11 protein-coding genes and 1 pseudogene are annotated in these 12567 nt (G+C 73.1%); 7 read left to right on the top strand and 5 right to left on the bottom strand.

Annotated features, from left to right (window positions below):
- The first annotated feature begins 329 nt into the window (after nt 1–329).
- The 4 genes and pseudogenes from ACFZDC_RS29935 to ACFZDC_RS29950 all read left to right on the top strand — a co-directional run bounded on the left by ACFZDC_RS29935 (nt 330) and on the right by ACFZDC_RS29950 (nt 3867).
- Nucleotides 330–1731, top strand: a pseudogene (locus tag ACFZDC_RS29935) (MFS transporter).
- 62 nt (nt 1732–1793) lie between these two features.
- Nucleotides 1794–2267 (top strand): DUF2771 domain-containing protein, encoded by a 474-nt coding sequence (locus ACFZDC_RS29940; RefSeq protein ID WP_391328906.1) that lies wholly within the window; start codon nt 1794–1796, stop codon nt 2265–2267.
- Complete coding sequence (locus ACFZDC_RS29945) at nt 2240–2986, top strand: futalosine hydrolase (RefSeq protein ID WP_391328907.1); 747 nt, start codon at nt 2240–2242, stop codon at nt 2984–2986. The genes ACFZDC_RS29940 and ACFZDC_RS29945 overlap by 28 nt, the downstream gene beginning before the upstream one ends.
- Complete coding sequence (locus ACFZDC_RS29950; protein WP_391328908.1) at nt 2983–3867, top strand: MqnA/MqnD/SBP family protein; 885 nt, start codon at nt 2983–2985, stop codon at nt 3865–3867. Before ACFZDC_RS29945 ends, ACFZDC_RS29950 begins: the two co-directional genes overlap by 4 nt.
- A gap of 3 nt (nt 3868–3870) precedes the next feature.
- Here ACFZDC_RS29950 and ACFZDC_RS29955 read toward each other — a convergent pair whose 3' ends face one another.
- Nucleotides 3871–4254 (bottom strand): cold shock domain-containing protein, encoded by a 384-nt coding sequence (locus ACFZDC_RS29955; RefSeq protein ID WP_391328909.1) that lies wholly within the window; start codon nt 4252–4254, stop codon nt 3871–3873.
- A gap of 185 nt (nt 4255–4439) precedes the next feature.
- Between ACFZDC_RS29955 and ACFZDC_RS29960 the strand changes: the two genes are divergently transcribed.
- Nucleotides 4440–4691 carry a hypothetical protein gene (locus ACFZDC_RS29960; RefSeq protein ID WP_391328910.1) on the top strand — a complete coding sequence of 84 codons (252 nt, stop codon included), beginning with the start codon at nt 4440–4442 and terminating at the stop codon, nt 4689–4691.
- On the opposite strand, the gene ACFZDC_RS29965 is transcribed toward ACFZDC_RS29960, so the two are convergent.
- Nucleotides 4667–5296: a haloacid dehalogenase-like hydrolase gene (locus ACFZDC_RS29965; RefSeq protein ID WP_391328911.1), complete on the bottom strand. Its 630-nt coding sequence runs from the start codon at nt 5294–5296 to the stop codon at nt 4667–4669. The genes ACFZDC_RS29960 and ACFZDC_RS29965 overlap by 25 nt on opposite strands.
- Before the next feature lie 94 nt (nt 5297–5390).
- The gene (locus ACFZDC_RS29970) at nt 5391–6398 is read right to left on the bottom strand and encodes a hypothetical protein (RefSeq protein WP_391328912.1); all 1008 of its coding nucleotides are present in this window, start codon (nt 6396–6398) and stop codon (nt 5391–5393) included.
- Between the two features lie 102 nt (nt 6399–6500).
- Between ACFZDC_RS29970 and ACFZDC_RS29975 the strand changes: the two genes are divergently transcribed.
- On the top strand, nt 6501–9038 hold the full coding sequence (locus ACFZDC_RS29975) for a helicase-associated domain-containing protein (protein WP_391328913.1): 2538 nt from the start codon (nt 6501–6503) through the stop codon (nt 9036–9038).
- 14 nt (nt 9039–9052) lie between these two features.
- On the opposite strand, the gene ACFZDC_RS29980 is transcribed toward ACFZDC_RS29975, so the two are convergent.
- The gene (locus ACFZDC_RS29980; RefSeq protein ID WP_391328914.1) at nt 9053–9598 is read right to left on the bottom strand and encodes a hypothetical protein; all 546 of its coding nucleotides are present in this window, start codon (nt 9596–9598) and stop codon (nt 9053–9055) included.
- Between the two features lie 147 nt (nt 9599–9745).
- Between ACFZDC_RS29980 and ACFZDC_RS29985 the strand changes: the two genes are divergently transcribed.
- On the top strand, nt 9746–11389 hold the full coding sequence (locus ACFZDC_RS29985) for a DNA repair helicase XPB (protein ID WP_391328915.1): 1644 nt from the start codon (nt 9746–9748) through the stop codon (nt 11387–11389).
- Here the strand turns inward: ACFZDC_RS29985 and ACFZDC_RS29990 are convergent.
- A complete protein-coding gene (locus ACFZDC_RS29990; protein ID WP_391328916.1) occupies nt 11386–12561 on the bottom strand; it encodes a glycosyltransferase 87 family protein in 1176 nt (391 codons plus the stop codon). The two genes, ACFZDC_RS29985 and ACFZDC_RS29990, sit on opposite strands and share 4 nt — an antisense overlap.
- Nucleotides 12562–12567: the final 6 nt, after the last annotated feature.

Below are 12567 nucleotides of genomic sequence, written 5' to 3' on the forward strand. Positions count from 1 at the left end.
CGCTGGGCAACGAACCGGCCGGGCAGCTCGGTCGGCCGGGAAGGGGGCCCGGGAGTCGGCCCGGACCGGCGGACAGCAGGAACCGGCGAGTCGGCCCGGGGCGCGCTGGGCAACGAACCGGCCGGGCAGCTCGGTCGGCCGGGAAGGGGGCCCGGGAGTCGGCCCGGACCGGCGGACAGCAGGAACCGGCGAGTCGGCTCGGGGGCGGGGAGCGGGGCCGTGAGTCGGGGTGGGTGGGGTGGTGAGTGTGGTCCGGGGCTGGGGAGTTCGGGGGCGGTCTCGACTCGCTCGGTTTCAAACCGCACTATCGGGCGGTGTCTCGGGGCACTATGAACGACGTGGCAGCCGCGGACAGGGGGAGCGTTCGAGGTGGCGGTTCGGGCCGGGTCGGCGGTGCCGTCCGCACGGTCGGGCGTGCCCTGCACTTCCCCGTGACCGGCACCGCGCGCGGGATCCGCAGGGCCACGCATGCCCATGGGGCGGGCGAGTCGGGACTGGGCAAGCTGATCGAACTGCACGCGGTGAACGGTGCCGGGGATGTCATGATCACCGTCGCCCTCGCCTCCACCGTGTTCTTTTCCGTCCCCACCGATGAGGCCCGGGGGCGCGTCGCGCTGTATCTCGCCATCACCATGGCGCCCTTCACCGTCCTCGCCCCCGTCATCGGGCCCCTCCTCGACCGGCTGCCGCACGGGCGCCGTGCCGCCATGGCCGGGGCCATGCTGGCCCGTGCGCTGCTCGCACTGATCATCTCGGGGGCGGTGGCCGGCGGGAGCCTGGAGTTGTATCCGGCCGCCCTCGGGGTGCTGGTGGCCTCCAAGGCGTACGGGGTGGTCCGCAGCGCCGTCGTGCCACGGCTGCTGCCCCCTGGTTTCTCTCTCGTGAAGGCCAACTCCCGGGTCACCCTCGCCGGGCTGCTGGCCACCGGTGTGGCCGCGCCGATCGGGGCGGGACTGCATGCCGTCGGGGACCCCTGGCCGCTGTACGGCGCCTTCGTGATCTTCGTCGCAGGGACGTTCCTGTCCTTCTCCCTGCCGCCCAAGGTGGACTCCGCCAAGGGCGAGGCCGTGGCGCTGCTCGCCGCCGACGAGCAGCATCTGCACGGGCCGCACCGCAAAGAGGCCAAGCGGCCGGGGCTGCGGACCGTCGGGCCCGCCGTCACGCACGCCCTGGGCGCCAACGCCGCCCTGCGCTGCCTGTCCGGCTTCCTGATCTTCTTCCTCGCCTTCCTGCTGCGCGAGCACCCGCTGACCGGGGAGAGCGCGGCGGTCTCGCTGGGGATAGTCGGCGTCGCCGCGGGCGCGGGGAACGCGCTCGGTACGGCCGTCGGCGCCTGGCTGAAGTCGAAGGCGCCCCGAGATCATCATCGTGACCGTCGTCGCCGTGGTGCTCGGCACGGCGATCGTGGCCGCCCTGTTCTTCGGGGCCTTCCTCGTGGCCTGTCTGGCCGCGGTCGCCGGGTTCGCGCAGGCGCTGGCCAAGCTGTCCCTGGACGCACTGATCCAGCGGGACGTGCCCGAGCTGGTGCGGACGTCGGCGTTCGCCCGCTCGGAGACGCTGCTGCAGATGGCCTGGGTGTTCGGTGGCGCGATCGGCATCGTGATGCCGCTCAACGGCACCCTGGGGCTGGTGGTCGCCGCCGCGATCGTGGCCGCCGGCTGGCTGACCACCCTGCGCGGGCTGCTCGCCTCCGCCCGGCAGGGCGGACGGCCGCGGGCGCGAGTGGCGTAACGAACCGGGCACGCCGTACCCCGCATGGGCAGACGGCCGTGGGCGCCCGATAGCCTTCGGCCATGACCACGATGCAATCCGTTGTGCGACGCCGCCGCGCCGTCGCCGCCGCCGGCGCCGTTTCCGCGGGACTGCTCGTCCTGTCGGCCTGCGACAAGCCGACGCCCGTCGCGACCGTCACCGTAGGCCGAAACTCGGTCAGCTCGGAGGCCGTCTGCTACAACGACGGCAAGGCGCTGGACGCCACATCGCTGACGAAGTGCGCCAAGAACGCCGGCGACGTCAGGTCGATCAAGGTGGACCAGGACGAGACGGTCCGCTTCGGTGTCGACCCGAAGGTCGCCGACAGCGGCTGGACGATCCTGGTCAACGGCCGCCAGTTCACCGACGCCAGCAAGAAGACCTACCGCACCATCCCGGGCAGCGCATTCTTCAACGTCCAGTACGGCACTCAGGGCAACACCAACACGGTCTCCATCCAGATGGGCAGCAGCCCGGCCAAGGGCCTGTGGTCCTTCAAGCTGAAGAAGGCCTGATCACGCCTTCGGTACGCGTCCTCGTAGCCACCGCGGTCCCCCTCGAACGGGACGCGGTGGCAGGGGCGTTTCCCGGCACATGTTCCGAGGAGACCCAGCTGCCCGGTGCGGTCTGCGTGGTGCGCACCGCCGCGGGGTACGACCTGCTGGCCGCCGGTGTCGGGGCCGCCCTCGCCGCCGCCAGCACCGCCACCGCGCTCACCGCCGCCGCCCTGGACGCAAGCCCCTACGACCTCGTCGTCTCGGCCGGGATCGGCGGTGGCTTCCAGCCCGGGGCGCCGCTCGGCTCGCTCGTCGTCGCCGACGCGATCACCGTGGCCGATCTGGGCGCCGAGACCGCCGACGGCTTCCTCCCGGTCACCGAACTCGGCTTCGGGGCCGTCACCCACCGGCCGCCGGAATCACTCGTACGAGGAGTGTCCGAGGCCATCGGCGCGCGCCCCGGCACCGTTCTCACCGTCTCCACCGTCACCGGCACCGCCGCGCGCGCCGCCGAGCTGCGGACCAGGCACCCGGAGGCCCTCGCCGAGGGCATGGAGGGGTTCGGGGTCGCCGAGGCGGCCGCCGCGCACGGAGTGCCCGTACTGGAGATCCGCGCGATCTCCAACCCGGTCGGCCCGCGCGACCGCGCCGCCTGGCGCATCGGCGACGCGCTCGCCGCCCTCACCGAGGGCTTCGGGAAGCTCGCGCCCGCATTGGAGAGTTGGAAAACCGTATGACGACCAGTGAGCAGTCCCTGCAGATCGCCTACTCCCCCTGCCCGAACGACACGTTCGTCTTCGACGCCCTCGCCCACGGCCGCGTCCCCGGCGCACCCGCGCTGGACGTCACCTTCGCCGACATCGACATCACCAACGGCATGGCCGAGCGCGGGGAGTTCGACGTACTGAAGGTGTCGTACGCCGTGCTGCCGTACGTCCTGGACGAGTACGCGCTGCTGCCGTGCGGCGGCGCGCTCGGGCGTGGCTGCGGGCCGCTGGTGCTGACGCGGGGGGCGGACACCGGGGGCGCCTCCCACGCCTTCGGCGGTGGAGGACTGACGGGGCGCAGGGTCGCGGTGCCCAGCGAGAAGTCGACCGCGTACCTGCTGTTCCGGCTGTGGGCGGCGGAGACGCTGCCCGGTGGGGTCGGCGAGATCGTGGTCATGCCGTTCCACGAGATCATGCCGGCCGTGCGGGACGGCAAGGTGGACGCCGGACTCGTCATCCACGAAGCCCGCTTCACCTACCAGAACTACGGGCTGCACAAGCTCGCCGACATGGGCGAGCACTGGGAGCGCACGACCGGACTGCCGATCCCGCTGGGCGCGATCATCGCCCGGCGTTCGCTGGGCGCCGGGACGCTCGGCCGGCTCGCCGACTCCATCAAGGCGTCCGTGAAGGCCGCCTGGGACGATCCCGAGGTCTCCCGGCCCTACGTCATGGAGCACGCCCAGGAGATGGACCCGGCCGTCGCCGACCAGCACATCGGGCTGTACGTCAACGAGTTCACCGCCGACCTCGGCGAGGACGGCTACGCGGCGATCCGCGGGCTGCTCACCCGCGCGGCGGCCGAGGGGCTGGTACCGCCCCTCGGCCCGGATGCGCTCGCTTTCCCCTGAGGGTCACACGTCCAGCTGGTCGGCGACCGCGCGCAGCAGGCCGGCGATCTTCTTGCCGGAGACCTTGTCCGGATAGCGGCCCTTCTCGAGCATCGGGGTGATGTTCTCGAGGAGGGTCGTCAGGTCCTGCACGATCGAGGCGAGCTCGTCCGGCTTCTTGCGCTGCGCGACCGCGACGGACGGCGTCGGGTCGAGCACGGTCACGGAGAGTGCCTGGTCGCCACGCTGACCGGCGACGACGCCGAACTCCACGCGCTGTCCCGGCTTGAGCGAATCGACTCCGGCGGGGAGAACCGAGGAATGGACGAAGACGTCACCGCCGTCGTCGCGGGAGAGAAAGCCGAAGCCCTTCTCGCTGTTGAACCACTTGACCTTGCCGGTAGGCACGTCTGTCCTCGTCCTCGTACTCGTTGGGGAAATTACTTCTGAAAACGGCTCTTGACAGCACTGGAGCGGGTCGACCATGACCCGCCGCTACCAAGTGCTACCAAGCGCTACCAAGGCTAATGCTCTTCGGGCGGGTGACAAGACGTCCCCCGTTGTTCTCTCGCGCTGGGAACTACCCTGGTCGGGTGCGTGACAAAACCCAAACGAATTCCGCCGGGCCCGGTGACCGACTGATCCGCGCCGGTGGCGTCGTGTTCTTCATCGGGGCCGTGGCCACCCTCGTCAGCGTGGCACCGCTGCTCCTCGGAGCCAAGCCTTTTCCGACCTACATGTTCGGTTTGAGCATGCTCATGGCCGTCGGCTTTCTCGTCGCGGGGGCGGGTGTGCTGCGCTCGATCGCCGCGGGCCGGCGTCAGGCGCGCGGCGCCTCGCGGTAACCGGCGAGCCAGACCGGGAAGGCGGACAGATCCTCGAGCACGACGTCGGCCCCGGCGGCCCGCAGCTGCTCCCCGTCGCACGGCCCGGTCGCCACGGCGACCGACAACGCGCCCGCCGTACGGGCTCCGCGCACGTCCCCGACGTGGTCACCGACGTACACGCTCGCGTCGTACTCGCGCAGGGCCTCCGCCTTCTGCTCGGCCCACAGGTCGCCCACCACCACGTCGGGGGCTATGCCCAGGTGGGCCAGGTGCAGCTTGGCGTTCGGCTCGTACTTCGCCGTGACCACCATCGTCCGCCCACCGGCCGCCCGCACCGCCTCGATCGCCTCCCGCGCGCCCGCCATGGCGGGGGTCGCGGCGACCGCGATCGACGGGTACATCTGCCGGTACAGATCGGCCATGGCGGCGACCTCCTGGGCCGGGAACCAGTTCACCAGCTCGTCCACGAGCGGCGGACCGAGCCGGGTCACCGCCAGATCGGCGTCGATGTACGTCCCCGTCCGCTCCGCCAGCGCCAGATAGCAGGCACGGATGCCCGGCCGGGAGTCGATGAGGGTCATGTCGAGATCGAAGCCGACGGTGAGCGCGCGGGTCGGGGTCATGGGGGACATTGTGCCGGGCCACCCGGACACGGGGTCATCGCCCCGGCGCGCCAGGGGGTGTCCGCTGGATCAGGTGGATCGGGTAGGACGCCCCCTAACGCCTGCGCTGTGAGCGCCAGACCAGGAACAGAGCCGAGGCCACGGCCGCGCCTCGGACCACCCAGGGCCAGGTCTCGGCCAGGGCGTCGTTCATGTGGCCCTGGGCGATCGGGTTGCCCCAGCGGCCGTTGTCACGGCCCCAGAGCCAGACCAGTCCGGCCGCGAGGGCGAGGCCCGGGACGCCCAGGACGGCCCACTTGGTCTCCGCCGGGGTCAGCCGCCGGGAGCCGTAGGCGATCAGCCACCCCAGCAGCAGCGCGAACCAGTTGCCGAGCACGGCACCGGCGACCAGTGCGGCGGCGGCCAGCAGCAGAAGGGGGTTGGTCCAGCCCGCGGCGGGGCTCGGGAGCAGGCGGCGGGGGGCCCGGGCGGGCGCGGTGCGCGTGAACAGGCGGCGGCGGGGGACGGTGGGCTGTTCCGTCGCCTCCAGCGGCTCCTGCGGCTCGGGCTCCCGCTGCTCCTCCGTCTCCTTCGCGGGGCGTTTGAGCAGGTCGGGGATCTCCACCCCGCCGACGAACCCCGGTACGGCGTCACCGGCCGGCGACCCGAACAGGCTGCCCTCCACACGCCACCAGTCGGGCTGCACGGCGCTGTCCCCGAGTTCGTGCGCCGCGGCGAGGTGCGGCGGAGCCGGGACGTCCTGCCGGGCGGGCGTCTCCGGCTCGGCGGGGCGCGGTCGCGGCACGACCCTGCGCAGCCCCTTCGGCCGTCGCTCCTGCTCCCCGGGCGCGGGCTGTACGGGCACGGCGGGGGCCGGCGGCTGCGGCACCCCCGCGGCGCCGCCCGCGGCCTGGACCACCTCGTCCGGGGTGCCCAGCCGGTCCAGGATGCGGCGTACGGCGGCGGGACTGTCCACCGGCGCCTTGGCCCGGCTCCGGTCGATCTCGTTCCGCAGCTCCGACACCAGCCGCATCCGCGCGGCCGACGGCAACTGCCGCTGCTGAGCGACGTCCCCGACACGGCTCAGATACTCGTAGACGACCTGGTCGCTTTCGATCCCCACGGAACCCCTCCGGGGCGACGCCGATGAACCCCGTGAGAAGGTACCGCTTCTTCCTGTTCGCCCGGAGCCGCTGGGCCCACCCCGTCGGCTAACGTGGACCGGATGAGTCCCGAGGCCCACTCAGCCCCCCGGTCCCTCGCGGAGTCGCTCCGCGCGCGGGACGACGCCTCGCTGGCCGCGCTCCTGCGCAGCCGACCCGATCTCATCACCCCCGTACCCACCGATCTCACCCAGCTGGCCACCCGCGCCGGCACCCGCGCCTCGGTGCTGCGCGCGCTGGAGCGGCTCGACCGGTTCGCGCTGCAGACCGCGGAGGCCCTGGCCGTGGCCCCGGATCCGGCGTCCTACGAGACGCTGCTCGGCCTGATGGCGGGCGACGCGGGCGACCAGCCCGTCGCCGCCGCGCTGCCCCGCGCCGTCGCCACCCTGCGTGAACAAGCCCTCGTGTGGGGCGACGACGAACGGCTGCGTCTGGTGCGCACCGCACGGGAGGTGCTCGCGCCGACCGCCCAGCACCCCTCCCCGACCGGTCTCGGCCCGACCGCTCAGGAGGCCACCTCGGGCATGTCGCCGGGGCGGATCCAGGACATCGTCACCACCGCCGGGCTGGGTTCGACGCACGACTCGGTCTCCGCCGTGGCCGCGCTCACCGGGCTCTTCACCGACCGCAAGAAGATGGCCGCGCTGCTCGCCGAGGCCCCGGAGGCCTCCCGGGAGGTGCTCTCCCGGCTGGTGTGGGGGCCGCCGTACGGGCAGGTCACCGCGGATCCGGCCGCCCATCTGCGCTGGCTGCTGGACCGCGGCCTGCTGCTGCCCACCGCGCCCGGCACGGTCGTCCTGCCCCGCGAGGTCGCCCTGCACCTGCGCGAGGGCCGCGCCCACCGCGAGCCCGAGCCGCAGCCGCCCGCCGTCGAGCCGGCCGCGACCCACGGTCCCCAGGTGGTGGACGCCACCGCCGCCGGGCAGGCGTACACCGCGCTGGCCACCGTCGAGGAGCTGCTGAAGGACTGGGACGAGGGCGGCCCGGCCGTGCTGCGGGCCGGCGGGCTCAGCGTGCGGGACCTGAAGCGGACCGCCGTCGCCCTCGACGTGTCCGAGCCGGTGGCCGCCTTCTGGGTCGAGCTGGCGTACGCGGCCGGCCTGCTCGCCTCCGACGGTGAGGCCGACGAACGGTACGCGGCCACCCCCGCCTACGACGAGTGGCTGGAGCGGCCCGTCGCCGAGCGCTGGGCCCGGCTCGCCGAGGCCTGGCTGACGGCCACCCGGACGCCGGGACTGGTCGGCGGGCGGGACGCGAAGGACCGTACGCTGTCCGCGCTGGGCCCGGGACTCGACCGGTCGGCGGCGCCCGAGGTACGGCACCGGGTGCTGACCCTGCTCGCCGGGCTCCCGCACGGCGCCGCGCCCACCACCGCGTCGGTGCTGGCCCGGCTGCGCTGGGAACGGCCGCTGCGCGGCGCGCAGCGTGACGACGAGGACCTGCGCTCCCGGCTCGCCCGCTGGACCCTCTCGGAGGCGGAACTGCTGGGTGTCACCGGGCGGGGCGCCCTGTCCGCGCACGGGCGGGCCCTGCTCGGCGCACCCGCCGCGGCACCGGCCGTCTCCGACTCCCCGGAGCCCTCCGGCCCCGGCGACAAGCTCCCCGTCCACCACCACCGCCCCGCCGCGCCCGTCGATCCGCTCTCGTCCATCGAGCAGTCCGTCGCCACCGCCGCCGCTGCCCGGCTCCTCGCTCCCCTGCTGCCCGAGCCCCTGGACCACGTGCTGCTGCAGGCCGACCTGACGGCGGTGGCCCCCGGCCCGCTGCAGCGTCCGCTCGCCGACATGCTCGGGGTCCTCGCGGACGTCGAGTCCAAGGGCGGGGCGACCGTCTACCGCTTCACCCCGGCCTCGGTCCGCCGCGCCCTGGACGCCGGCCGGGCCGCCGCCGACCTGCACGCCTTCCTCACCGCGCACTCCCGCACGCCGGTCCCGCAGCCGCTGGCGTACCTCATCGACGACGTGGCACGCAGGCACGGCCATCTCCGGGTGGGCGCGGCCTCGGCGTACGTGCGCTGCGACGACGACGCCCTGCTGAACGAGATCCTCGCCGACAAGCGGGCCGCCGCCCTGCGTCTGCGCCGGCTCGCCCCGACCGTCCTCGCCGCCCAGTCGGACCCGGCCACGCTGCTGGAGGGCCTGCGCGCGATGGGCTACGCGCCCGCCGCCGAGTCCGCCGAGGGCGATGTCCTCATCGCCCGGGCCCATGCCCACCGCACCCCGCCGCGCACCGCACCCGAGCCGGTGCCGCAGGGACCGCCGCCGCCCGACGCCACCCTGCTGGCGGCCGCGATCCGCGCGATCCGGGCAGGCGACCTGGCCGCGACCGCCCCGCGCAAACCCTCGGGCACCCGGCCGACCGGCGACGAGCTGCCTCGCACCTCCTCCGCCGAGACCCTGGCCACCATGCAGGCCGCCGTGCTGACGGGCGAGTCCCTGTGGATCGGCTACGTCAACGCCGAGGGCACCGCCAGCCAGCGGGTCATCGCCCCGGTCCGCGTCGAGGGCGGCTTCGTGACGGCGTACGACCACACGGCCGACGAGGTCCGCACGTATCCGCTGCACCGGGTCACGGGAGTCGCCGAGCTGGCGGACGACTAGGGCCCTAGGGTCTGTCAGCAGTCGCCGACGGGAGCGTCCGCGGGCAGGCCGAAGTGGGCACGGGCGGCGGTCTCCAGGTCGGTGGACGGCACCGAGTCCGCGGGGCCGGGTTCGGTGAGGAAACCGAAGTGGTCCTCCACCCACCGCTCGTTGCCCTCGCCGTCCGGCGGCTCCTCACGCGACACCACGTGAAAGCCGCCGTCCGCGTCCGTAGCGCGCCGCAACCGCACCACCTGCGGGACCGCGGCGCCGCCGCACTCCCGCAGCGTGCCTGCCCGCACCCCGTACTCCACGCAGAGGGTGGTCACGCCCGCCCGTACGACGCCGTCGTGCTCGTCGAGGTCCCGTGCCCTCGCCCGGCAGAACCAGTGCGCCCGCAGAGCGGGCTGCGTCTTCCCGTACCCGCTGCCCTTCGAGTCGGCCACCAGCCGGGCCTCGATCACCGGTCGCACCTGGCCCCACAGGTGCTCGTCGACACCCGTCGGCCACATCACCCACGCGCCCGTCGCCACCAGCACCGCCGTGGCTCCCAGGCCGGTCCCCCACCTGCTCACCGACATCGCCCCGAGCTCCTCCCAGGGCCGCGACCCCGCGCCGCTCCCACGGAGGAAGACCCGCGCCGGGGGCCCACGGTTGCAGCGCCCCGCCGTGATCACCCGCTGGTAGGGCACACTGGACGTTTGGCCATGCGGAAGGGAAGTGCGTAGGTGAACGGACCGCTGATCGTCCAGTCGGACAAGACCCTGCTGCTCGAAGTCGACCACGAGCGGGCCGACGACTGCCGTCGGGCCATCGCGCCCTTCGCCGAGCTGGAGCGGGCCCCCGAGCACATCCACACCTACCGGGTCACCCCGCTCGGCCTGTGGAACGCGCGCGCCGCCGGACACGACGCCGAGCAGGTCGTGGACGCGTTGGTGCAGTACAGCCGCTACCCCGTGCCGCACGCGCTGCTCGTGGACATCGCCGAGACGATGGACCGGTACGGACGGCTCACCCTCAGCAAGCACCCCGCGCACGGCCTCGTCCTCACCAGCACCGACCGGCCGGTGCTGGAGGAGGTGCTGAAGTCCAAGCGGATCGCTCCGCTGGTCGGCGCCCGCCTCGACCCGGACAGCGTCGCCGTGCACCCCTCCGAGCGCGGCCAGATCAAGCAGGTGCTGCTGAAGCTGGGCTGGCCGGCCGAGGACCTCGCCGGATACGTGGACGGCGAGGCCCATCCGATCGAGCTGCTCGAGGACGACTGGGCGCTGCGCCCGTACCAGAAGCAGGCCGTGGAGAACTTCTGGCACGGTGGGAGCGGCGTGGTCGTCCTCCCCTGCGGGGCCGGGAAGACCCTGGTCGGCGCCGGGTCCATGGCACAGGCGAAGTCCACCACTCTGATCCTCGTCACCAACACCGTCTCCGCCCGGCAGTGGAAGCACGAACTGGTCAAGCGGACCTCGCTGACCGAGGACGAGATCGGCGAGTACAGCGGGACGAGGAAGGAGATCCGTCCGGTCACCATCGCCACCTACCAGGTGCTGACGACCAAGCGGAAGGGCATCTACCCGCACCTCGAGCTCTTCGACTCCCGGGACTGGGGCCTCATCGTCTACGACGAGGTGCACCTGCTTCCCGCGCCCGTCTTCAAGTTCACCGCCGACCTGCAGGCGCGCCGCCGCCTGGGGCTGACCGCCACCCTCGTCCGGGAGGACGGCCGCGAGTCCGACGTGTTCTCCCTCATCGGGCCGAAGCGGTTCGACGCCCCGTGGAAGGAGATCGAGGCGCAGGGCTACATCGCGCCCGCCGACTGCGTCGAGGTCCGCGTCAACCTGACCGACGCGGAGCGGCTGGCGTACGCGACGGCCGAGACGGAGGAGAAGTACCGCTTCTGTGCCACCACCGACACCAAGCGCAAGGTCACGGAGGCGATCGTCCGCCGGTTCGCCGGGCAGCAGATCCTCGTCATCGGCCAGTACATCGACCAGCTGGACGAGCTGGGCGAGCACCTGAACGCCCCGGTGATCAAGGGCGAGACGTCCAACGCGCAGCGCGAGAAGCTCTTCGGCGCGTTCCGCGAGGGGGAGATCAGCGTGCTGGTCGTCTCCAAGGTCGCCAACTTCTCCATCGACCTGCCCGAGGCCACGGTCGCCATCCAGGTGTCCGGCACCTTCGGCTCACGCCAGGAGGAGGCCCAGCGCCTCGGCCGCGTCCTGCGCCCCAAGGCCGACGGCCACCAGGCCCACTTCTACTCGGTCGTCGCCCGCGACACGATCGACCAGGACTTCGCCGCCCACCGCCAGCGCTTCCTGGCCGAGCAGGGCTACGCCTACCGGATCATGGACGCGGACGAGATCCTCGCGGAGAGCTAGCGGGAGCCTGGCGGAGAGCGACGAGAAGGGGAGGAGAGTTTCCCCGGCCGCTGCGTCGAACGGATCGGACAGCGGTTGATCATGCGGGTGTACGCCACTGCCGCCGCGAGGGCGAGCAGGGGGTAGGGCGCCGCCAACGGCTGCTGCCACCAGGACAGTTCGAGGTCGAGGTCACCCTGGTGGGGCACCAGCCACATCGTGCGGGCGGTGAAGACGAGGGCCACGAGCGCGGCCGTACGGGTGCGTCCCTCCGCCAGCAGCACCGCGAGGAGCGGGACGCACCACACCCAGTGGTGGGACCAGCTGATCGGACTGATCAGCAGAGCCGTGAACGCGGCCAGCACGATGCCGTGCCGGTCCTGCCGGGCGCGGGCCGCGAGGCGCAGGCCCACCACCGCCACCAGAGCTGCCGGAAGGACCCAGGCCAGGCCCGGCGCCCGGTCGCCCAGCGCCCTCGCCGCCAGCCCCTGCAGGGACTGGTTGTCCACGATCCACACCTTGCCCACCCGGCCGGTCTCGTACAGGCGACGGCCCCAGAAGTCGGCACTCGCGGCCGGCAGGAGCAGGAAGCCGAGCACCACCGTGCCGGCGAAGCCGGCCGCCGCCGTGGCCGCCTCCCGTGTGCGGCCGCGCAGGAACAGATACGCCACGAACACCGCCGGGGTGAGCTTGATCCCGGTCGCGAGGCCGAGGGCCAGGCCCTTGGCGCGGGCGCCGGGAGGGCGGGTCAGGTCCCACAGCACCAGGCAGGTGATCGCCAGGTTGACCTGGCCGAGCAGCAGCGTCTGGAAGACCGGTTCGAGCCAGAGGGCAAGGGCGGTGGCCGTGCTGAGCAGGGGCGGGGTCAGGGGGCGGCGGGCCAGGCGGGCCGAGAGGATGACCAGGCAGGCGAGCAGGAGCGCGTTGCCCGCCAGGAAGGCCGCCTTCAGGACCGGAACCGGGATCCAGGTGGCCGGGACGAACAGGATCGCCGCGAAGGGCGGGTAGGTCGCCGGGAGCTGCCACTGGGTGATCGTGAAGCCGTACAGATCGCCGCCGTGGGACACGGCCGCGCCCTCGGCCCGGTAGACCAGCAGATCGGCCATCGGAACCCGTTGCAGGACGCACAGGGCGATGAAGGAGCAGAGGGAGACCGCGAGGAGAAGAAAGGACACCACCGTCCGTTTCGGCACGGAGGC

This window comes from Streptomyces sp. NPDC007905 (assembly GCF_042959345.1).
GTDB lineage: Bacteria > Actinomycetota > Actinomycetes > Streptomycetales > Streptomycetaceae > Streptomyces.

Bases quoted from the DNA above. Each gene is read 5' to 3' on its own strand.
- ACFZDC_RS29940 (WP_391328906.1), top strand. From the start codon at position 1,794: ATGACCACGATGCAATCCGTTGTGCGACGCCGCCGCGCCGTCGCCGCC.
- ACFZDC_RS29950 (WP_391328908.1), top strand. From the start codon at position 2,983: ATGACGACCAGTGAGCAGTCCCTGCAGATCGCCTACTCCCCCTGCCCG.
- ACFZDC_RS29965 (WP_391328911.1), bottom strand. From the start codon at position 5,296: ATGACCCCGACCCGCGCGCTCACCGTCGGCTTCGATCTCGACATGACC.
- ACFZDC_RS29975 (WP_391328913.1), top strand. From the start codon at position 6,501: ATGAGTCCCGAGGCCCACTCAGCCCCCCGGTCCCTCGCGGAGTCGCTC.
- ACFZDC_RS29980 (WP_391328914.1), bottom strand. From the start codon at position 9,598: ATGTCGGTGAGCAGGTGGGGGACCGGCCTGGGAGCCACGGCGGTGCTG.